The sequence below is a fragment of the Gordonia westfalica genome, assembly GCF_900105725.1.
GTDB lineage: Bacteria > Actinomycetota > Actinomycetes > Mycobacteriales > Mycobacteriaceae > Gordonia > Gordonia westfalica.
Genome location: NZ_FNLM01000007.1, coordinates 1 through 21,039, shown reverse-complemented (window position 1 = coordinate 21,039; position 21,039 = coordinate 1). Strand labels below are relative to the sequence as shown.

General features: G+C 63.4%; 24 protein-coding genes and 1 pseudogene. 1 reads left to right on the top strand and 24 read right to left on the bottom strand.

What is annotated here, in order from left to right:
* Positions 1-195 precede the first annotated feature (195 nt).
* From BLU62_RS00945 to BLU62_RS00935, 3 genes are read right to left on the bottom strand one after another with little or no spacing between them, the layout of a single operon-like run.
* Positions 196-807 carry a hypothetical protein gene (locus tag BLU62_RS00945; RefSeq protein ID WP_074848002.1) on the bottom strand — a complete coding sequence of 204 codons (612 nt, stop codon included), beginning with the start codon at positions 805-807 and terminating at the stop codon, positions 196-198.
* Positions 792-956 (bottom strand): hypothetical protein, encoded by a 165-nt coding sequence (locus BLU62_RS32695; protein ID WP_159441506.1) that lies wholly within the window; start codon positions 954-956, stop codon positions 792-794. The genes BLU62_RS00945 and BLU62_RS32695 overlap by 16 nt, the downstream gene beginning before the upstream one ends.
* 2 nt (positions 957-958) lie before the next feature.
* Entirely contained in the window at positions 959-1,474 is a 516-nt protein-coding gene (locus BLU62_RS00935) for a hypothetical protein (RefSeq protein ID WP_074847999.1), read from the bottom strand.
* A gap of 98 nt (positions 1,475-1,572) precedes the next feature.
* On the opposite strand from BLU62_RS00935, the gene BLU62_RS00930 reads away from it, so the two are divergent.
* On the top strand, positions 1,573-2,028 hold the full coding sequence (locus BLU62_RS00930) for a hypothetical protein (protein ID WP_139179919.1): 456 nt from the start codon (positions 1,573-1,575) through the stop codon (positions 2,026-2,028).
* Positions 2,029-2,086: 58 nt separating this feature from the next.
* Here BLU62_RS00930 and BLU62_RS32100 read toward each other — a convergent pair whose 3' ends face one another.
* The 21 genes and pseudogenes from BLU62_RS32100 to BLU62_RS00845 form a co-directional block, all read right to left on the bottom strand.
* Positions 2,087-2,410 carry a hypothetical protein gene (locus BLU62_RS32100; protein WP_139179918.1) on the bottom strand — a complete coding sequence of 108 codons (324 nt, stop codon included), beginning with the start codon at positions 2,408-2,410 and terminating at the stop codon, positions 2,087-2,089.
* A complete protein-coding gene (locus BLU62_RS32095) occupies positions 2,404-2,706 on the bottom strand; it encodes a hypothetical protein (protein WP_139179917.1) in 303 nt (100 codons plus the stop codon). Before BLU62_RS32095 ends, BLU62_RS32100 begins: the two co-directional genes overlap by 7 nt.
* 80 nt (positions 2,707-2,786) lie before the next feature.
* The gene (locus BLU62_RS00925; RefSeq protein WP_074847995.1) at positions 2,787-3,896 is read right to left on the bottom strand and encodes a hypothetical protein; all 1,110 of its coding nucleotides are present in this window, start codon (positions 3,894-3,896) and stop codon (positions 2,787-2,789) included.
* A gap of 204 nt (positions 3,897-4,100) precedes the next feature.
* Complete coding sequence (locus tag BLU62_RS00920) at positions 4,101-4,445, bottom strand: phage tail fiber protein (RefSeq protein ID WP_074847993.1); 345 nt, start codon at positions 4,443-4,445, stop codon at positions 4,101-4,103.
* Position 4,446: 1 nt separating this feature from the next.
* Positions 4,447-4,569, bottom strand: coding sequence for a hypothetical protein (locus tag BLU62_RS34185; protein WP_280141504.1), 123 nt, complete (start codon positions 4,567-4,569; stop codon positions 4,447-4,449).
* Positions 4,562-4,921 (bottom strand): LtfC-like domain-containing protein, encoded by a 360-nt coding sequence (locus tag BLU62_RS00915; protein WP_074847991.1) that lies wholly within the window; start codon positions 4,919-4,921, stop codon positions 4,562-4,564. Before BLU62_RS00915 ends, BLU62_RS34185 begins: the two co-directional genes overlap by 8 nt.
* Complete coding sequence (locus tag BLU62_RS00910) at positions 4,918-5,283, bottom strand: DUF7572 family protein (protein WP_425284523.1); 366 nt, start codon at positions 5,281-5,283, stop codon at positions 4,918-4,920. Before BLU62_RS00910 ends, BLU62_RS00915 begins: the two co-directional genes overlap by 4 nt.
* 334 nt (positions 5,284-5,617) lie before the next feature.
* Entirely contained in the window at positions 5,618-6,709 is a 1,092-nt protein-coding gene (locus tag BLU62_RS00905; RefSeq protein WP_074847987.1) for an IS630 family transposase, read from the bottom strand.
* 34 nt (positions 6,710-6,743) lie between these two features.
* Positions 6,744-7,256 (bottom strand): hypothetical protein, encoded by a 513-nt coding sequence (locus BLU62_RS00900; protein WP_074847985.1) that lies wholly within the window; start codon positions 7,254-7,256, stop codon positions 6,744-6,746.
* 164 nt (positions 7,257-7,420) lie between these two features.
* On the bottom strand, positions 7,421-8,122 hold the full coding sequence (locus tag BLU62_RS00895; RefSeq protein ID WP_074847983.1) for a PE-PPE domain-containing protein: 702 nt from the start codon (positions 8,120-8,122) through the stop codon (positions 7,421-7,423).
* Entirely contained in the window at positions 8,119-8,490 is a 372-nt protein-coding gene (locus tag BLU62_RS00890; protein WP_074847981.1) for a putative phage holin, read from the bottom strand. Before BLU62_RS00890 ends, BLU62_RS00895 begins: the two co-directional genes overlap by 4 nt.
* Complete coding sequence (locus tag BLU62_RS00885) at positions 8,490-8,684, bottom strand: DUF7620 family protein (protein ID WP_074847979.1); 195 nt, start codon at positions 8,682-8,684, stop codon at positions 8,490-8,492. The genes BLU62_RS00890 and BLU62_RS00885 overlap by 1 nt, the downstream gene beginning before the upstream one ends.
* Positions 8,684-8,983 carry a hypothetical protein gene (locus tag BLU62_RS00880; RefSeq protein ID WP_074847977.1) on the bottom strand — a complete coding sequence of 100 codons (300 nt, stop codon included), beginning with the start codon at positions 8,981-8,983 and terminating at the stop codon, positions 8,684-8,686. The genes BLU62_RS00885 and BLU62_RS00880 overlap by 1 nt, the downstream gene beginning before the upstream one ends.
* On the bottom strand, positions 8,980-9,381 hold the full coding sequence (locus BLU62_RS00875; RefSeq protein WP_074847976.1) for a hypothetical protein: 402 nt from the start codon (positions 9,379-9,381) through the stop codon (positions 8,980-8,982). The genes BLU62_RS00880 and BLU62_RS00875 overlap by 4 nt, the downstream gene beginning before the upstream one ends.
* Before the next feature lie 27 nt (positions 9,382-9,408).
* A complete protein-coding gene (locus BLU62_RS00870; protein WP_074847974.1) occupies positions 9,409-10,509 on the bottom strand; it encodes a peptidoglycan recognition protein family protein in 1,101 nt (366 codons plus the stop codon).
* Between the two features lie 68 nt (positions 10,510-10,577).
* Positions 10,578-11,054, bottom strand: coding sequence for a phage gene 29 protein family protein (locus BLU62_RS00865; RefSeq protein WP_074848090.1), 477 nt, complete (start codon positions 11,052-11,054; stop codon positions 10,578-10,580).
* Between the two features lie 27 nt (positions 11,055-11,081).
* A complete protein-coding gene (locus BLU62_RS33325; protein WP_074848080.1) occupies positions 11,082-11,897 on the bottom strand; it encodes a PDDEXK family nuclease in 816 nt (271 codons plus the stop codon).
* A 45-nt stretch (positions 11,898-11,942) separates the two neighbouring features.
* Positions 11,943-12,698 (bottom strand): annotated as a pseudogene (locus BLU62_RS34660) (zinc-ribbon domain-containing protein); the annotation flags it as partial.
* 118 nt (positions 12,699-12,816) lie between these two features.
* Positions 12,817-14,523, bottom strand: a complete 1,707-nt coding sequence (locus BLU62_RS00855) for a Gp37-like protein (protein ID WP_074847968.1) — start codon at positions 14,521-14,523, stop codon at positions 12,817-12,819.
* On the bottom strand, positions 14,520-15,440 hold the full coding sequence (locus BLU62_RS00850) for a hypothetical protein (protein WP_139179915.1): 921 nt from the start codon (positions 15,438-15,440) through the stop codon (positions 14,520-14,522). The genes BLU62_RS00855 and BLU62_RS00850 overlap by 4 nt, the downstream gene beginning before the upstream one ends.
* A 6-nt stretch (positions 15,441-15,446) precedes the next feature.
* Complete coding sequence (locus tag BLU62_RS00845) at positions 15,447-20,693, bottom strand: aggregation-promoting factor C-terminal-like domain-containing protein (protein ID WP_159441505.1); 5,247 nt, start codon at positions 20,691-20,693, stop codon at positions 15,447-15,449.
* Positions 20,694-21,039: the final 346 nt, after the last annotated feature.

Sequence of the window (21,039 nt, the reverse complement as noted above, 5' to 3'; positions counted from 1 at the left end):
AGCCGAAATGACACAAGCCACCGACGGCGGATGGACACCACCCGACCCCGACCTACTCGCACTCGCCGTCGAATGCGACGACGTGGTCTACTCCAGCGCGCCGAGGCCCCGGACCTCACCGACCGGCTCGCCGCGGTACTCGGCGACGCCTGGGAGCCGTGACAGCGGTGTCCCGATTCCGGTTATGGGCGGGGGTCAGCCCCGACCGACGATCATGTACTGGCCTGTGGTGAAAGTGCTGACGACCTCCACCCACTCCCACTGATCGGTGAGCACGAGGGTCGGCACACCGTCGATGCCGATCGGCGCGGACACGGTGACCGCGTTGGCTGAGGCGTCGATCTTCTTGATAGTGAAGCGATACCCAGCCGATCCGGTGTTCGGCAGTGAGATCGTGAACGCTCCACCACTGGCATCGCACATGTTGAACGGCGCGGTGTTGGTGGTGATGTTGTAGGTACCGGATCGATTGCCGAGCCCGGTACGGAATCCGCCTGTGAGAGCGACCGCCCCCGAGGTCGTGATCGGATACGCACCACCAGCAGTGCGAAGTCCAAGGCTGGACAGGACGGTGCCGAGGTCGTCTGTTGCGGACGGCTTCGTGCCGAGCGCGGACGTGCCGAAGAATCCCACCTCGGCCATCGACTTCGCCCCGGTGATCGTCTGGTCGGTATCGAGCGTGACGCCTGCTGCGCCACCGGATTCGACTTCGGCCCAGTCGGTGCCGTCCCATCGCTGCAACTGGTCGTCGCCCTGGTCGTACTCGACGCCACCTATGCGGGCCGCACCAGTCACGTCGAGGGACACCAGGGCGCGAGTTCCAACGAGATCGCCGGGCCGTGGACGGTGACCGAGCCCGGCTTGTACTCGCCGCTGCCGTTGACATCGGCGGCGTGTACCGCGTAGGACGTCCCCGCTTCTCCGAATATCTCGATGGTCCCCTGGGTGAGGTCCACGATCACGTCTGACGCGAGGCTCGACACCTCCACGCCCTTGGCTGTGGTGTGAATCTCGGGTCGATGATGCGTGTACCAGTGCTGCCGCAGCGCGCGAGAACACCGTTGTTGGTGCCGTAGTAGCGCGGTCGTAGAATGCGATACCCGTAGTCGCCCGCGTAGGTGGTGTTGCCGTGTGACCAGCCCGACGAGTCGCCGCCGACCACGGTGTCATCGACCGAGTAGATGTCGCGTGACCGCAGTCCGTGGGTCTGGTAGGACACCCCAGCGGGGCGGTACGACCGGCACGACCGCGACCCACACCGCGCCGACGCCACGTAGTTGGCGACGTGTCGTGTCCCGTAGGCGACGCTACGGGTGAACTCGCCATCGACGCAGTGAGTCATGCGCCCGATGTACCCGTGCCCTGATCCTGTCTGGAATGGGTTTCGCCCCTCGATGTCGATGGTTCGCGGGCGCAGGCACTTGTTGAAGTTGACGATGTGGTTCTCCCACCCCTCGGCGCGCACGTTCTCCACTCGGGGTCCACGCAGGCGTAGAAGTAGAACAGGTGACCGCCTGAGGTCTCGATGTCCCCGGTGTACATGCCGTCGGGTTGGTGTCGATGATGAGTCCGATGTTCTTGACGACCGGACGGACCGGGGTCGAGATGCGTTGCAGCGTGGGGACCACGGAGAAGTTGGCCTGGTACTGGTGGCTGAGGGGGATGCGGAGGCGCACGGTTCCTGTGGACGGCGTGATCGACTGCACGATGTTGACCTCGCCGCGTCCGACCCACGAGGCGTTCGCGCCAGTGTCCCACCGGGCGACGGGGTATCGGTCACGGACGATGACCAGGTCGTCGGTTGAGAACCCGTTCGATCCTGAGAAAGGGTTCGTGATTACCTCGGTAGCTCCACGGGCGAACCCCGAGCTGCTGAGATCAACCTCAGGGCCGACGGTGGACGACCACGAGATAAAGGGGCTGGCCACCGACAGGTCGCCGGAGTCCATCGTTTTCGTCACAACCCGTGCGCCATTGAAGTCGAGCGTGAGTGACTTACCGGTGATCGACAAGGGGTCGAGGCGGTAGGTCTTGGTGGCATCGAAGACGATCGTCGAACCGTCAGGCACGGCAGCGATGAGATCAGTCAACGCGGCGGTGTCATTAGTGCCACTCCCCGAGTTGGCATCACCCCCGGCCCAGTCACCCACGAGACCGTGCTCGCCGACGAAGAACACGCCCCCACGCGCGGAGCATAAGTTTCCTCAGCTACCTCTTGTGTGAGGAAGCCTGTGGTGCCTGCTGCGACACGGGCATCGACCGCGGCACGGGAGGCAGACCCCTCGGCGGTGATCTTCGATGCCACCGCCGAATCCGGTACCGCACCTGCCGTCACGTCCTCCAGGATTTGGGCTGCCTCATCACGGGCCGTGCGGGTCTCGTCCCGCAGGGTGGCGACAGCGTTCACCACGGCTGGGGTGTAGGCGTCGGGTCGTAGTCCTCGATCAACTCCTGCAGCGTGTGCGAACCTTCTGTCAGGACAACCGAATACCACTTCGACCGGTAATCCTTCGCCCCGAAGATCGCCTTCTGCACCTGGTACGGACCCTCAGGGAGCAACCCCGAGTCGTAGAAACCAGGGCGGACGGGTGCGTGGGCGGGTTGATGGGGATGACGGTGGGCGCCGAGTACACGGTCACCCCAGCGTTGTTGCGGTCCACCGGCACCCGAATCCACAGTTTCGAATCCCGCGGCGGGAACCCCCATCGGGGAGCTGATACACACCAGTCAAACGTCCGGACATGAACTTCCTTTCGAACAGGAGGGGGGTACCGCAGACGGGCGCCTTATGCGGGGGTGATGTTGATCCAGCAGCCAGACACTGACTGAGGTCCGCCATTCGAGGCATGCCACATGGTGAGTTGGTCGCCTGCGGCGACGGTCAACGACACTGTGCCGGTGAGTCCGACGCTGCCGACGTCGACACCGTTGCGTTGGATTTTGATGTTGCCGTTACCAGTCGCCGACCAGGTGAGGGTGACGTTCCCGGCGCCCTTCACGACGAGCGCATTGTTGGTGACCGTCGCCGGATAGGTGGGGTCAGAGGTGAACCCGGTCACCTGCACATACGGGAGGAACGAGTTCGATACTGACCCGTTCTGCATGCGTTGACGGGTGAACGTGACGAGGGTGGCGGTCGCGGCACTCGATGTTGCAGCACTGTTGGTGCCGGTCAGGGTGTGGCGGGGTCGGGATGTGGCTGTGCCAGTGACAGTCACAGTGTTGGCGGCGGCGAGCTGGGGGCGCAGGTCTGCGGTGTCGGCGACATTAATGGTTTGCAGTGCCGCCAGCGTGTAGCGTGCCCGCGCCGTACCGGTTTGGTCGGCAGCCACCGTTTGAGAAGCGGCTAACGGTACGCGTAGGCCACCCAGTTCGGTGGCCTGCCCCACGGTGGTGGTTTGGGTGGCGGAGATGGTGTGTCGTACCCTCACCACCGCCACAGACGTCACCTCGAACGTTTGGGAGGCATCCGCATTCACCGATCCCACCGATGGCACTGACGATGCTGTCGGCGCCACCACCATGTCTTGTGCTGCATCCAGCTCAATGCGTGGGCGGGTGACGACAGGTTGGGTGATGGTGATGTCTTGTGTGGCGGTCAGGGTGTAGAGAGTTGCCGTCGACGCTGCAGGGGTGACAGTGGTCGCTTGTGTAGCGTCGAGTGTGTAGCGGGCGCGGCCATCGCTGCTGGTGTCGGTGGTGATGGTGTTGGTTGCGGTCAGGGTGTAACGGGCACGCACCACACCCACACCAGCCACCACACCCGAACCGGTACCGGCTATGCCGACACCGAGTTTCCCGGACTGCCCCACCTGGACGGATTGCTCCGCATAGTCCACGCAGAGTCGGGCGTACACCACACCCGCAGCGGTGACGGTGATGGTGTTGCCGGACATCAACCGTTCTTTGGTGCGGGGCCGGCGGGTCCGATAGTGCGGGGCCGTCGGCAACCTCACCCCAGTGTGCCGGGCTTCCGGTACCACCACCCGCGTGTGGGGTGCAGCAGGTAGCACCACACCCACCCGCGGAACCGGTACCGCCGTAAACAGGTAGGGACGGTTGGGGACTGCCGTCACCACCCTGCCTGCCAGAACGATCATCTACGTGATGGTGATCGTGGGGGTGACGTCGATGGTGGCGTTCGCACTGACTGTGGTGGAGGGGATGGACAGTTTGTCCAAATAGGTGCCGGAGGTTTGCGCCGAGTACACGCCGGCCGCGACGACGGTGGTGGCGGGCACGTTGATCGACACCTTCGACCCGGTCATGGAACCCGACGCCGGAGTCCCCCAGGTCGTCTGCTGGCGGGCATACGCGGGGGTACCGCCCGACACCTCGGATGCGCCGGTGCTGCCGGGGTCGGCGGTGTGCAGGGAAATCCACGTTCCCTGCGCTGCATACGCATTGAGCAGGGCGGTTTTCATCGCGTTGGTGGCGAGTGCCATGTCATTCTCCTAGGTTGTAGTTGATGTCGAGGTGGAGGGTTTGTTCGGCGGTGAGGTCGACGTGTTCCCGCCCGTGATCGTCGATCCAATGTCGGGTGCCGTTGTCGTCGGTCCACTCAGACACGGCGGACTGCTTTCCCGTAGTAGAGGGGATATTCCTGGGTGGGGGTTTCGGGCATCGACACCGTGAGCAGGAAGTGGGTGGCCCGCCCGATGATGGGGGCCAGCGTTTCCTGTTGCACCACATAGTCGATGGAGGGTGGTTCCACCACGCCGGGGATGGAGATGATGGGGGTGGTGGCGTTCCGGACGGGGTCGCCTTCGAAAAAGTAGAGGGTCGATGCTGCACCGACCGGCCACGATGTGATGTTGCCGGAGGTGGCGTCGATGGGGTCGAGGGAGAAAACCAGGTCACTGTTCTGGTAGAGGGGGATTTCCGCTTTCGTTCCCTCCCATCCGAGGGTGACGGTGGTCATGGTGTCTCCTGTTCTGTGAGTTCATATCCGAGTGCCGCCAAAGCATCAGCGTGGGTGGCGAGGTCGGGGTTGATGGTCATCGCGAACGACTTCGAGTCAGTCGACAGGATCGGGGTCAAACCGTTGGCGGGGTCACCGTCGTAGTCGATGACCTGGCCACGCTCATCCGACAGGAACACCGACACATCCGGTTTCAGATGCGACCGCGAGACGGGAACCTGCATTCCCATGCTGGTGAGAATCGAAGTCATGTCAGGCACTTCCACCACCAACACCAACAGGAACCCATCCTCCGTGGAGTACAGGTTCGTGATCGGCGGCATATGCGGAAGAGCTTCAGCCACAAGGGTTGCTGGTTTCATACTCATCTCCAGAAGATCCAGATCACACCGGTAGCGCCGATACCGCCAGCGCCGAATGAGCCGGTACCGCCGTTCGAACCACCACCACCGCCACCACCACCGCCGGGATAGCCGCCCGGGCCGCCAGCTCCGCCGCTGTAGTTGAGGAAGCTGACACGGCCACCACCACCACCGCCACCACCACCGGCGCCGCCACACTTCGTTTGAGTTGCCGGCGACACGTTCGCGCCTGCACCACCGGGTCCACCGTTACCGCTAGGCGCACCTGCCCCCGCAGTCCCACCAGCGCCGAGAGGCGTTGACCCGCCCGCCAAACCATTCGTGCCGGAGTCTGCTAGTGTCCTGAGTCATTAATTCGTGTGCAGTAGTGGGCGATGGAGTCGAGGATCTGGTCAGCGGTCTTGACCCACACGTAGGGGCGGGGGTTGTCGTTCCAGGTCTCGATCCACGCTCTGATGTCGGCATTGAGTGCTCGTACGGTGCGGTGGGTGGAGCGTTGGAGTTTCTTGGTGGTCAGTTCGGCGAACCAGCGTTCGACGAGGTTCATCCAGGATGAGCTGGTGGGGGTGAAGTGGACAACAAACCGCGGGTGCGCGGTCAGCCATCGCTTGACCGCGGGTGTCTTGTGGGTGGAGGCATTGTCCATGACCAGGTGGACGTCGAGCTCGTCGGGTACCTCGGCGTCGATCTTGCGGAGGAATCCGATGAATTCCGTTGCGCGATGCCGTGAGTGAAGCGAACCGATGACTTTGCCCGACGCGATGTCCAACGCCGCGTACAGGCTGGAGGTGCCGTTGCGCACGTAGTCGTGGCTGGCCCGTTGCGGGGTGCCCGGGAGCATGGGAAAGATCGGCTGGGTGCGATCGAGCGCTTGGATCTGGGTCTTCTCGTCAACGCAGAGCACCAGGGCACGTTCGGGTGGGTTCATGTAGAGCCCGACGACGTCGCGGACCTTTTCGGTGAACATGGGATCTTTCGACAGCTTCCACGAATCCTGTTTGTGTGGAGCCAATCCGAACGCTCTCCATACACGCGAAACAGTTGACTGCGACATGTCGAGATGCTCAGCCATCGACCGAGTCGACCAGTGTGTCGCATTCTTCGGAGTGGTCTCGAGAGTTGCGGTGATCAGGTCTTTGATCTGCTCGTCGCCGACGGTTCGAGGTCGCCCGGGCCGGGGTTCGTCGAGCAACCCCTCGCAGCGGTGCTCGACGAACCGGCCTCGCCATCGCCGCACGGTACCTCGGTTGAGGCCGAGTCGTTGTGCCACTTCGGTATTCGACCCGCCATCTGCGGCAGCGAGAACGATTCGTGATCGCATCGCCAAACCCGAGGCCGTCGTTCGCCGACGCGCCCACCCTTCGAGCTCACGGCGCTCGTCATCGGTCAGAACAATATCCACTGCTCGCGGACCCCGGGTTGCCATTCCCCAGTCTATCAACCGAATGACAATTAATGACTCAGGACACTAGACCACCACCGCCGCCGTTCCCCGGCAGGGATGTGGTGGGTGAATAGCCGAACGATGTCGAGATCCCACCCTGCCCTGGGGTCGTGGTGATATGGGTGCCGAAACTGGACGGATTGCCATTCGTGCCAACGACGTAAGGCGTACTCGAATCCACTGATTCGGGGTCGAGTTGCTGGAAAATGTATCCACCGCCGAGGCCGCCAGCTGCGCGGGTGGTGGTACTGGAGGTGCCGTCCGAACCGTTCTTCCCACATCCGATGAGACCCACGATCAGTTCGGTGATGTTTTCAGGTTTCGTCCACGTACCCGACGTGACCTTGGTTTCCACGTTGTAGCCGTTGAGGACGGCGTCAGCGATGGCCTGGATCGTGTACTGAACCTCTTGCGGATCACCAACCGAACCGCCACCAAACCAGCCATTGAAAATGCCGTTGATGATCGACGCAATGTTCGCCGTCGCCGCATGAGCCAACAACCGGATCACATCAACCGGCTCACCCATATGCTTAAACTTCGGATTGAACTGGTTGTACGCGTAGTCATCCCAGAACGCCTGATCCGCATTCGCGAACTGCGACAGGCCTGACGTGGCACCGTTCGGGCGGTTCGCGGGCAGGAAGTATTTGCCCGGTACACCAGCACCGGGCTGATCTGGAGCTGTAATGGCTAACTCACCCCTTCGATCATGCGGGCCAACCGCTTAGCGTGGCCACCACCGTCGTAGTCCGTGGAATGCGCAGTGCCGAGATAGTTGCGGATGTCCTCCCCCGCACGCGCGAAATCGGGCCAGCGGAACGGATTCCACCACGGCTGCGCCACCGCCAGACGTTCAGCGGTCTTGAACGCCCAGGCGCGGGCGGCCTCGGGTGTGCGCACCGACATCCACCCGGTTAGGTCGGCGACCGTGCGCAGCGGTGAACCTAGCGGCAGGTCGGCGATCGGATCACCCGGCGCCCACTCGGTGAACCGAGGCCGCGGGACGTGCAGCGCCCCGGCGATCCCGGACCGGCCGTGATGCACCGGCGTGTGCGGGTCGCCCAGCGTCGCGACGGCGAGCACCTGATGGCGAGGCCGCCGAGGCAGGATGTCGCGCGCGTACTTCACTGCGACCGCCGCGCCCGCACTGTAGCCGCCGACGACCACGAGTTCGCGGGATTCGGTGACAGCTCGATCCAACGCTGCCGCGCCGATCGCTTTCGACTCCTCATACGACAGGTCGCCCATGCCGGTCGCCGGGCCGAAGTCGGCCGGGTACGGCACATACGTGAACTTCACCTTGCGGGGGTCGAGCGCGCGGCGCAGCGCCTCCGACGCGGGGGAGCCGCCGCGGGGTGCCCAAGTTCCGTCGACCCAGAGAAGTTCGATCATGACCGTCCTGCCCACCATGCTCGGATCTCGTCGCGCCACACTTGCCATGGCCGGCGGAAGTCGCCTGCCGCCCAACGGTCACGGCGGGTCTTGTACTGCAACACCAGCAGCATCACCAGGAGCGCGAGCATCATCACGGCGCCACCCGAGTACAGGATGAATCGAATCCACGCCCGCCCCGGATAGTCAGTACCCGCCCACACTGACGCCGAGATCTGGAGAAAGACCAGCGACATCAGGGTCGACTTGCCTAGGTAGATGAGTGACACCCGCTCCTTCCACCAGTACTGCCATGCGGCGTAGCAGATGGTGTAGACGGTGGCCAGCACGGCGAGCACCACAAGTGCCCAGTCGGCTATCAGCTCCACTAGTTCAGCCTTCCGAAGATCAGCTCGGCCCAGTGGTTGCGTTCCAACTGGTCACGAAGCTCCCGCTGTACCGGCCGCGCCCGTTCGGCGAGCCGTGCGCTTTCGGACCGGGCTTCTTCGGCCGATCGCGCGTTTCGCTTCGAGCGCGCATCAACTTCGTGCGCGCTCGCCCCCTTGGTCTTGAATCCCCACATCAGTTGGACTCCAAGCTCTCTCGCAGTGCCTTCGACTGGCTCGCGATGAGCTGGCCGGCGACATTCCACTCGGCCATCGTCTGCGCGTTGCGCGCGTTGGTCTCGAGGAGGTCGGCGATGGTCTTGGCGTCGCGCTCGGCCGCGGTCTTGTAGATCGAGATCTCCGATCCCCATACGATCCAGCCACGGGCGAAGGCGATACCGAGCACGAGCGCCATGCCGACGACGACCCCCACCACGCCGATGTCACTCAGCGCGGCGGGGTTCATCCAAGCGCTGGCGCTCGAGGTCACGGTCATCGGCCGAGGTTGACTTCGCGCTCGACGCCGTCAGCGGGAAGCTCAATACCTGCCAACACCTTCGGTGTGACCTGCGGGCGGGTGAACAGGAATCCGAGAGCAATCGTGGAGACCGCGAGGATGGCGCCCTGTTGCTGCTCGCTGAGGTTCAAGCCGAACGCAACGACCAGCGGCACCGCGGTCTGAACGACCGCGACGAGCGCCGGGTACACGCTCTCCTTCACCGAGATCACCACGAGCAGACCGAGCACCGCGTTGACCGCGGCCATGAACACGCCCTGAGTCTCGGTGGGGATGTTGAACCCGAACGTGGTCAGCAGAACCAGGATGGCTGAGACGAGGGAGGTCCAGGCGGCGGGCTCGCGGCCGAGGACAAGACGAGGGGTGGGTACAGACATGACGAGAACTCCTTCTGTGGGTGCGGCTCAGGCCGCGATGAGGTCGACTGCTTCGACGGCCAGCGGGATGCCGGCCGCGTTGACGAGAGTGAGATCCTTCGCGGCGTCGCCGATCTTCTTCACCGCGCCTGAGGGGTCCCACTCGAGGACGCCGTGCTCGAACGCCTGACGCTTGCCGCCCGTGCCGTTCGAGATCTCGTCCGACGTCGGCCAGCCGAGCGGGCCCTTCTCGTAGCCCTCGAGCGCCCAGCGCTGGCCGATGACGCCCTTCACGACGTGGTGGTCCTTGCCGTCCTTGCGGTAGAGCACGCCACCCTGGAACGCCATGACTGCGCCGTCGGCGAGCTTGGTGAAGTCGCGCACCGGGAAGCCGAGTTCGCCGGTCTCCCACTTGCGCTCGGCGTACGCCTCGAACAGGCCGCCGTGCGGGATGGCGTGCGCGCCGGTCGCCGGGTGAAAGTAGATGTGCGCGTTCTCGTACTCGACGAACCGGCCCTTACCGTCGCGGCCGACCTTGCGCTCACCCCCGGCGCCGGGCTTCGCCTTACGGACGCCGACCCACGGATTCTCCTTGGCCTCGAGCTCGATCATGTTCATGACCACGAGCGGCTTATCCGGTGCCTGGAGGAGCCGCTGACGGAACAGCTTCATGTCGAGGTTCCCGGGGTCCCACTTGCCCTGGATCGCGCCGTACTCCTTGTGCGCGACGACCTTGTTCCACGGGTTGCCGAGGCGCTTGTTGATGGCCCGGACGACCTTCAGGTATGCGCCGTACTGGGCCTCCGACCATGCCGCGGTGCCGTTGTGTGCGGCCTCGATGCCGATCGTCACGGCGTTGCCGTTGTTCGCGGGGATGCCCGGCCACGAGCCGGTGCCCGCGTGCCATGCGACGCCGACGCCGCACAGCGTGACAACACCGTTCGGCGCGAGGTGGAGTTGCGACGCGAGCCCGAGAGACGAGTGCTGCGCGATACCCCGCGGCGTCTCGCCGAACGAGCCGGTGTGGTGCATGAACGGACCCCAGATAGTGCCGAAGTCGCCGTGCCCGCGTTCGAACGCGCCGGGATAGATGTCAACCTTCAGGCCCTCGGCGCGCAGCACGTCGGGAAGCCAAACGGGATCAGCCATAATTGCCTCCTGTGGGCATGGGTGAATCCCCACACCCGAACGGGTGCAGGGTGAAAAGTTCTGTTGGGTTAGAGAGCTTCGGGGTTGATGCCGGCGTGCGGGGAACCGTCGAACGTTCCATCCGCCTTGCGGCGCTTCACCTCCGCGGCGAACGCCACAGCCTCTGCCTGCACCACCCGCTCCTGCGTATTCGCCTGGCGGGCCTTCATCTCCTCCACCTTCGCCAGATAGTTCTGATGCTCCTCATCAGCCAGCCGGGCGATCCGCTGCTCATACGTTTCATCCGGCTCATGCGAGTCGTAACACCACTTCCCCGCAGCCTTCGACGCCTCCAAGCTGTCCCCCGGTTCATAGTGCTTGATCGAATCCGCCACCAGCCGGACACCGCACTCCACCAGATGGCGGGCAACATCCACCCAATAGTCGGGTCCCATCACCAGCGGGGCACCCACCACACCAGGCAGGCCGATAAACAACACCGACACCGCCTGCGCTTCGGCTTCACGTTCCTCATCGGACATGTCAGCCCACTGCTTGAAAGACACTGTGCCCCCTCTCCGGGGGGCCAAGCCCTACCCGGGAATGTCTAGTACGTAACGGGTCTTTCCGTAATCCCAGATCCGCGGGATCTTGTTCTCCGCCGCGGCCTGCTGCTCGGTCCACGACTCGTCCCACAACAGGTTTGGGTCGTTGCGGAACCGCTTCAGGCGGAACAGGAACTTGTGCACCCGTTCGCCACGGAAGTAGTAGGTGTAATCCGGTCGCAGCTCGCCATCTTTGATGAAACCGCACTGCTCGTACAGGCCTCCGTCAGAGACGGCGTGGTCGGCGAATGTCACCACCCGTTGTGGTTGCATCGCAGCGACAGCGTGCTTCAGCAGCCGCGAATGCCCACCCCGCACGATCACCGAGGTGGCGAACCGCACCAACTCCACCTCAGTCTTGGTGCGCCACTTCATGCACATCACCGCGACCAACTCGCCACCATCGCGCAAACCGAACGCTTCACTCATTGCGGTCGCACCCTGAATGTGGTTGGCCTCGAGGAAGTCGCGGACCTCCACCCGATCTACCGCGGTCACGGTGAGACTGCGCGCATTCAGCCGGCGTTCCTGAGACACGCCCAGCTTGCGGGCGATCATGCGTTGGCAGATGTCCCGGCGGTCACGCCAGTCGTCTTCCCACACAGTCACCATCTGGATGCCCTTGTCGGCGCACCGCTGCCACTTCCGCTGGTGGTAGTGGCGGTCCTTCCCGGCGTCCTCCGAATGCCAGTACAGGCCGTTGAACTCGACCGCGATGTTCTTCGACGGGATGTAGATGTCGAGTTCGTTGGGTGCGATCACCGACCGCGTGCTGGTGACCACGTCGCCGGTGAGCGTCCGCACAAAGTCGGCGACCTCGATTTCGGCTCGAGAAATGTGCTTCGCACAAGCGGGACACCCGTTGCCCCGCCCTCGGTCCTTCGGTGCAGCCCACCACATGTGCCCGTCAGCGCACACCCACTGCAACTTCGTGTTCGACCCCGCCGACGTGACACCAAGGGCGGGGTCCACGAGCTGTCCGCGTAGCTCCTCGCTGAGCGGATTGGCGGTTGCTGCGTTCGCTGCATAGCTGGTGCCGCGGTGTGTGTACGAGCAAGCCTCGCATTGCACCGCCTCGCCCCGGATTCCTTTCGGCGTTCGCGAGAACTCCGTCCCGCAGGTGGAGCAGTTCCACCATGCCGGTTCCGCGGAGCCGCGGCTCACTCCCTCCGGGGTGTGCGGGTTGCGATCTGACCACCAGGCGGCGATCGGATAGTCCGATAGTGGATCTGACTTGGCAGCGGCCCGTGACCGTGCGGACGCCGCACCGGTCTTATCTGAGAGCCGGTAACACCGTGGGCATCCTGAGCCGTTGCTCCGGTTCTTCACCGTCGCCCGCCACTCATGCCCACACGTTCCACACCGCCACGCTGCTTTGTAGTTCGACTTCGCCGACACCGAAGTGTGCGGCTTCTCGTCGATCCACTCACCTTGCAGGTGGACAGCGATCCGGGATGCCGTGGCCGCGTTGCCGCGGTTAACCTCAGCGCCCTGCTTACCAGCACACTTGCGGCACCACTTCCGCAACCGCCGAGACGACTGCGACTCCTGCCACAGATTCCCGCAGGAACGGCACTCCCACCACCCCGACTGGCTGGCCGGCACCTCGAGGTGCCCTCTCCCGTCGTTGAGATCGATCCGCCATTCGGCTACATGCTCTGGGGCTAGTGGTGCTCGCTTATTCGCCACCCCAACAGGATAACCTGCTATCCGAAAGTTTCCGTTAGAACAGGCCGAGCTCCGACGCAGCAGTCGCCAAACCAGCAATCTCACGCATCAAACGAGTCATCGGGTCCTCATCCTCACGCGGACCAAACTCGAGTTCCCACTGCGCAAAATGATCCGCCGACCACTCCAACTTCGCCGACATCACCCGCTCAACATGAATCTCACGGCGCGTATCACCAGCCACCTCAAACGAACCACGATCACCCTTGTAGAGGTGGCCATACCCAGGCCAACCCACCACATACGGAGTCAACGCCGTCACCTTCACCTTGGCGTTCTTCTTCCGCGCCGTCGCCACAATCCCCGCACGAATCGCCATCACCGACGACAGCGTGTACGCCTTCCCCGGCAGGTCAAGGTGATACTCCTTGTAATGCGACGACCCGGACTGCGCAATCCGATGAGGCAACTTCACCGAAATCCACGCCAACACCGTGTCCGTATAAAACGGCTTCAACACCGCATCGATGGCGCCACCTTGCGCGCCAATTCCGTAGCCGCCGATATTCAGGTTGGATGTGACGAGGTCGCCGACCGTCTGGATGCCAGCGCTGATGAGTTCGTTCACTCCGGGGGCTGATTGTCCGCCGGCGTTGATGATGACGCCCTTGGATGGTGTTGTGGTGAATTCGGTTTCGATGCCGGAGTCTGCGGGGAAGTGGACGAACGGGAAGCCTTTGGGGGTGCCGAACATGTCTTGGTAGAACTTTGACGGCCAGGTGGGTGCCCCCGTCAGCTCGGTTTCGGCGTCTTCGATGAAGTCGCCGATCAGTTGGCGGATGGTGCGGGTGAAGCCGTCGAAGATGGTGCCGCCGTTGGCTGCGCCTTCCATGTGGCCGGATTTGTCGACGATGTCGACGACCAAGGCTCCGTCCTTGATTCCGGTGAGGAAAGCTCCTGGCCATGGTTCGGGGTCGCCTTTGCGGTAGCGGCGGGTGACCACGGACAGTTCGGCGTCCTTCAGGATCATCTCTGCCCGGTCATGCCACTTCCCCCACCTGGACATGAACAGCGACCACGTTGTGCCGGCGGCCATGTCTTGGAGGAAGGTGGTGGGTTTGATGACGATGTCCCAGTTCGACATGTCCAACCCGTCCAACCAGGTGGAGGGGTTCATGGGGTCGTCTGGGATTTGCCAGATACTCGAGTTGATGCGCCACAGCTGCAGCAGGAGCGCTGTTTTCAGCACCCAGATGGAGGGTCCGGCCAACAGGAAGATGCGGGGGAACTGGAAGATGGCGGGCAGGAACGGATTCGACCAGACGTCGATCCACTTCAGGTTTTCGTAGTCGGTGAGGAATGTGACGTGCAGCATCCGCTGCCCCATCCCATCCTTCTTCACCGTCTTCTCGTCATAGCGGCCCGTGACACGGATACCGTTGTGTTCCACATCGATGTGGAAGAACTCGCCCTCACCACGCTTGATGCGGCCGATGTCGTCGTTCATCCACTGCGCCACCGGATGCTCGAATGGGATCGACAGGGTGATGGAGCCGGTGTCGTTTTCCTTGTCCTCCACCGCCAGGTCAGCAACCTCCAATAGGAGGTGCTGTAGCCGTTGGTGGCCGTCGAAAATGAACACCCCCGGCTGGGTGCGTTGCATCTTCGCCAGACGGCGTTCCTCCGCCGCCGTAACCTCCCAGATCGCTTCACACTTCTCCTGAAGCGTCAGGGTGTCGTAGTCGATTACAGGTGCAGTCATGACAGTCCCGGCATCTCAAGTCCGACAGGGCGAGTCCACAGACGCGGCTGATGCAGCTCAGCCCGGGCACCACCCGCAGGGGCGTTGGTGTAGGAGATCGGCAACAAGGTGGGCGGCGTGTATGGGGGGATGTCGTGAATGATCCACTGCCCGTTCATCCGCCCGAGGAAGTTGGAGCCGGTGAACGTCATCGCATGCAGCTTGCGGCGTTCCCGGGTGATCCGCACACCCTGATCGCTCGATGTGATCTCGGGTAGGGCGACCGTCCGCGCCGCGTACGGACCTGACGGGGCGCGCTGCCCCCGCTTGCCACGCCACGACGGATCAGGCAACGTCCACTTCCCGCGCGTCAACACCCACGTCTGCCGCAACGGAGTGTCCGTCGGATTCGACACCAGAATCGTCCCCGACCCCGACGTCCCCGAACCCTCAAACACCGTCACCTCTTTGCCGGAATCCCACAACGGCATCGGCGCCCGCAACTCATACGTGATGTCATAAAACTGCTGCGTGTACGGGTCACGCTGGGTCTTCAACTCGGGAGCTTCCCGAAGCTGCATCGTCAAACGACGCTCACCCGACAGATCCGACCCCACCTCAACCTGAGTGTGCTGAAAGTTGGCATCCCACTCATCCGGCTGGGCTGCGAAATCCATACGGAAATCAGACTCAAGACGCCCGATCTCCGTCTCATCCGACAACGCATCCGACACATAGAAACCGAGGGTCATGTCGCGGGGCAGATACCGCACCCCACCGAACACGACACCCATCTCCGTGTCCTCCACCCACTGCGTTTCCACGGGAGAATCGATGAGACCTTCCACCCCACCCTCACTGAGGGTGAGGCCGGCATGCCGTTCGATGCCGTGGACAGGCCACCGCATCCCCGACGTACCGATAAGGGTGATCTGCATCCCCATCTAGCGGCCTCCGCTCATAGCCTTGTGCCGTGCCCGCTGCTGGCGGCGTTCCCGCTCGTAGTAGGCGCGTTCGTCTCGCAGGGTGACGTTCGTTGTCCCGCCGTCCATTGCGGAGATCACGGAGATGAGTTGGTCCAGCTTCTCAACGAGGACAGCCGGGGCCGCCCCGCCACGGTCGAGTGAGGCTTTCAGATCCCGCGGATCGAACGGCAGCGCAGTTTCCTTGTGCCCCAGCCCGTTGAGCATGATGTTCGCACCCTCGTGGATGACACCACCCCGCTCGTACCAGCCGGCGTTGACGTGGTGATCCTTCGCCTTCAGCGGGTCGCCGTAACGGTCACCCACATATCGGTCATAGGCTTCGCCCTGCACCCGCGGATCGGGTGACGAATCCGGCAGATACTGGTCCTTCGTCGATCCCAAGAACTGGGGCAGACCGAACGCCCCCGACGACGGATTTGTGGCGGTCGGATTCCAGCTGGACTCTTTGTTGATGATCCAGTCGGTGGCCTCCCACGGAGGACCCTGACGCCACGCCTCACGCAAACCGGACCGGAACGCGTCCTTGATCGCATTCCCCGTCGGCGCACCACCAGCAGCCGTGCCGCCGAGGTCTTCGCCAGGACGAGGCTTCACCGTCCCCGGATCAGTCACACCCGGGCGGGCACCCACCGACGGAGCCGACTGGGCAGAACGCTCAAACTCCTGCTTCTTCGCCAACTCCGCCGACTCATAGCGGGCCTTCATCCCCGCCATATCCGAGTCGTACTGGGCCTTCAACTCATCCGAACGTCGCTTGTTCAGATCCTTGTCGAGCTTCTGCGCCTGCAGAGCCTTCTTATCGGCCTCGTACCGTTCCTTACGGGCAGCCTTCTCCTGGTCGTACTGCTGCTTCCGTGCGAGCTTCTCGTCCTCGTACTTCTGCTTCAACCCCAGAGCAGCCGACGGATCAGACCCCGCCTCACCCGGCTTCGGTGTCTTGCCCGTCGCAGAGTCATACTTCGACTTGGCCTCCGCCACACGGGAGTCGTACTCCTGCTTCTTCGCCAGCTCGTCGTTCTCAAACTTGTGCTTGAGATCGTTCAGCTGACGTTCGTAGGTGGCGCGATCGATCTTCTTGAGCGTGAACTGGTTCTCGAGATCTTGCTTCTTGCGGTCGTAGTCCTGCTTCCGAGTCAGCTTCGCGTTCTCATAGTCGGACTTGAGGGAGTCCTTCGCCGCGTCATACTCGGCCTTCGCCCGCTCACGCTCCTCCGGCGACACCTTCGTCCCCGAACCCGATTGCTGCTGCGAGTTCTCGTATTCAGCGAGGGCGCCCAGGATGCCGGGGGTGTCGTTGATGGAGAACACCTTGAGCATGTCCGCGATCTGCTCGGACACGAACGTGTTCGCCACGGCACCGAGGCGGCCCGAAATGCTCTTATCCCCAGTGCTACTGCCCGAGGTGCCTGAACCGCCTGTGGCGTCGTATCCGCCCGGGCCGGTCTGCACCCACGTCCCATCCGGACGCTGCACCCAACCACCCGAATCAGAACCCGGATCAGTCCACGACGGATCAACCTTGATGAACGCATGCTCAGAAAACTGCGGATCATCAGCCCCCACAGAGCCGCCCAGCATGCCGCCACCGTTCTGGCCGCCCATCTCAACGTTCGTCCCATCCGGGAGAGTGCCGGCAGTATGCCCACCCCCGGCGCCGCCGTTGTACCAGCCGAACCGCATATCCCCAGACGACCCGCGACCCAACTGGCCACCCATCTGCTGAATCTGCGCACCCATCGTGGCAGTGGTGAAACGCCCACCGAACGGGTCCAAACCGGCAGCCTTACGGGCGAACGCACTCATGGCACCAGAGCAGTCGCCCCAGTTCACGCCACCCCACACATACGGGGAGCCCGTCAGCGGGCCGGACGCACCCTCACCCTCAGCGAGGCGACGCAGAATGCCGCCGTCAGCGAACCGGCGAACACCATCAACGCCAGCAGCCTGCGCCAAACGCTTGACACCACCACCAGCGATAGCACCCAGCAACCCCGAAAGGCTGTTCGGCACATTCCCATCCGGAATGAGCTGGTAACCAAACATGTCCGCGACTGTCGCGAGAATGCTCGTCGACCTGGACCGCTTCCCCGGGGCCAGAGGAATGAACGCCTCACCACCAGTCTCAGGTTCAGCCCACTGCACCAGAGTGTTCGGGCGCGCCTTCTCGATGACCGCCTGGTTCGGCAACTTCCCATTCGCATACTGCTCGAGATCCCGAATACCGCCCTGTGCGTAGCGGCGAACCGAGCCGTCAGCATTGTTCGCCAGACCGGGACCGCGCCACACCTGGCCACTCGGGGTAGTGTCGCCGAGGTTGAGACCACGAGTCTGCACATTGATGTATGCCTGACGCTCCCGGGCGGCCCGATCTAGCTCAGTGTTGATGAGACCGAGCTTCTGCATAATCGCAGCGATCTCCATATCCACCTTGGGATTCGCGGTGGTCTGCGAGAGGGTATTCAGCTGCTCCATCGACACGGCTTTGCCCTGCAGCAACTGGTCAATAACTAGCCCAGCAGCCGGCGACACAGCGGTACGATCCAGCCCTTCAAGCGCTCCCCGGGCCTCACTATTTCGCAGATCGAACATAGCCTTGTCGAGGTCGACCTTCGGGTTCGCCCGCAGCGCATTCAGCACGGCGATGTTCTGCGTAACCATCAGAATCTTCGCCCGAGCATCCGCATCATCCGCAGTGATCTTCACCTGATTGGTGTTCGGAATCCGCTCAACCGTCGCACCCAGCCGCTCCAGCAGACCCTGCGTCTCCTTGGTAACCGCCGAACTGTCGATCGTCATCGTCTTCTGGGTCGGCATGTCATTCCACTTGGCGGAGATCGCCGCCAATTGCTGGACCGCCTCAGGGGCACCCTTCAGGGCCACCGTCACTTCGACGTCATCAAGACCGAGTTTGTCTGCAGCGGCACGGATCTGCTCACCAGTCAGGCCATACTGCCGCGCCAACTGGGCGAGAGCCTCCTGGTTCTGACGATTCCGCTCCGTCATATCAGCACCCGACGCGGCAGCATCAGTTGTGGCGTCCACAATGTCCACCAGCGATTGCCGGAGCGCAGCACCATTCTTCGTTGCCGTGTCGATGCCCAGCTTCTGACTCAGGAGCGCCGCACCGAACCCCTCAGACTGGTTGATAGCCTCCTTGGTCGAGTCAGCAACCTGACGCATCACGTCGTTGTGACGGGCAATCGCCTCACCCTCAGTGCGGGCGGGGTTCAACGCATCGAGCGCCGACTTCAGCGCCCGTGTCTTCTCCGCCGCGGTCGACGTCTTGTCGCCCAGGACGCGCATTGCCTCGCCGAGTTCGGAGACGCCAGGCGCCACGCGCCCAGCCGCCTCGCGCTGGCGCATGAACTCATCACGGATCTTCGAGAGCTGGCCCGCCGCCATGATGCCGCCCTCGCCAGTGGCGGCAAGTCGGTCACCAAGCAGCTTCCACTGTCCGTCGGAGCCGTACAGAGAGCGGGCGACTTCTTCGTTGGACATCCCGAGATCGCGGATCGCCTTTTCAGCCGCCATGGCTCGCTCGGCGTTCTCATTCAGCACTTCGTTCGAGCCGGATGCCATCTTGAAGAGGCCGCCGACCTCTTTGAGCTGTTCCCACGTCGACTTGTGCTGATCGGCGGCAGTGCTCAGCGTCTTCTGGTACGCCCCAACCTGTTCCGCAGCCTTGGCCCAGGTGTCATCGTTCATGGCACCGCGGGACTCACGGAAAGCGGCACCCATCAGCCTCTGGGACTCCGCAAGCTCCTTCACCGCCTGCGACTGAGCCTTCGCCTTCTGCGTCGCATCGGCGTGAGCCTGCGCGCCCATCATCAGATATGCGGCACCAGCCATGAGCGCGATATTCAAAGGGCCGCCCAATGCCGCAGACAGTCCACCGGCCGCCCCACGTAGTGCGCTGAGTCCGCCGGAAGCGGCCATTCCCGCGTTGGCACCAAGGACGCGGATATGGGCGCCGGCCGTCGAGAGCTGCGGGTTCGCCTGCCGGATGTAGCCAAGCGAGGTCCGATAGGCGTCGGTGAAGTTGCCGATTGCCGGACGCACACCGCCGAACGCCGTTCCGACACGACTGATTCCCGTATGCATCGGGCCGAGCGCCGTCGTGACGCGCCCCAGGATTGCGGGCACGGTTCGGAACGCCAACCACGCCGCGAGCGCTGCGGTGACGTAACCCGGATGCGCCTCCATGAGATCGCCGACAGTCTGAAGCACCGGGGCGAGTCCTTGCAGAATCCCCGACGCCGTCTGGACCGTCGCCAGGAACACCTGCCAGCCGCCGACGCCGAGCGACGCAGACGCTTCCGCGAGTGCCGCCCCAATCGTACGCGCTGCAGGACCGAGTTCCATCAGTGAATCCCACAGCGCCGTAAAGGTTTCGGCCGCTCGATCAAGAGCTCCCGAGCCCTCGAGGGTTGCATACAGACCCTTGAGCTGCGGCACCCACTGGTCGAAGATCTTGGCGTCCGCGGCGAGCGCGAAATCCTTCATCTTCGGGGTGAGATCGTTTACTGCTTCGGTCAGGCCGACAACGCCGCCCTTGGCGCGGAGAAGGAACGGCTCCATGCCCGCAGCCGACAGGCGGCCCATCGCGGTCCGGAAGTTGGCGAGCTTCGCGGGAAGGGTCTCGCCCATCTCCTTCGCGAGGTTGCCGGTGCCCTGGTTGATCGCCGTGACGACCTGGTCGAACGAGATCTTGCCCTCTTCGCCGAGGGTGCGGACCTCGGCAGTCGTCTTGCCGATCGACTTCGCAATGAGGTCATAGATCGGCACGCCGCGCTGGGCCAGCTGCAACGCCTCCGAGCCCATCAACTTGCCCGACGCCTTGATCTGCATCATCACGAGGCCGATGTCCTGCGCCGAGGCGCCAGAGGCCGCAGAGATGTTCACCAACGCCTTCACAGCGTTGTTCATGTCGTCGCCCGCCGCCACGCCAGCACCGCCCAGCATCGCTGCTGCCGCCGCTGCATCAGCCAGCGAAGTCGAGGTGCCGGTGACGATGTCATTCAGATCGGCAAGCTGACGCTTCGTGTCACCGGCCGACAGCCCCATATTGCGGAACTGGATGTCCGCCTTCTCCAGGGTGGTGATCCGGTTGTAGCCTGCCGACAGGGCATCCTGCAGCACCTTCGATGCTGCGCCCGCCGCCTTCGACACGCCAATCCCCAGCGCCGTGCCGAGGGCGGTGGACATCGTGTGACCCATGCGACGCCCAGTGTCACCAGCGCCGCGTTCAGCACCATTGAGCGCGTTACGGATGCCAGGAGCGATACGGCTCGTCTCTGGAACGATGGAAATGTAGGCAACACCTAGCTCCGTGGCCACGCTGCCACCCCCTTTGCTTGCCGCCAGAAATGACGAACACCCAGAGGCTCATGGCCTTAGGGGTGTTCGTTGAGTCCGTATGTATGCGCTGTTTCTAGGCCTTTCGACCGAGGTACTCGATCGCGCTTCGCAGCACGTTCGGGTCATCCTTCAGTAGGCCAATCCGCGGTTGCACGATCCGCAGAGGAATCCGCGGACGCACTGCCCGCAGGTT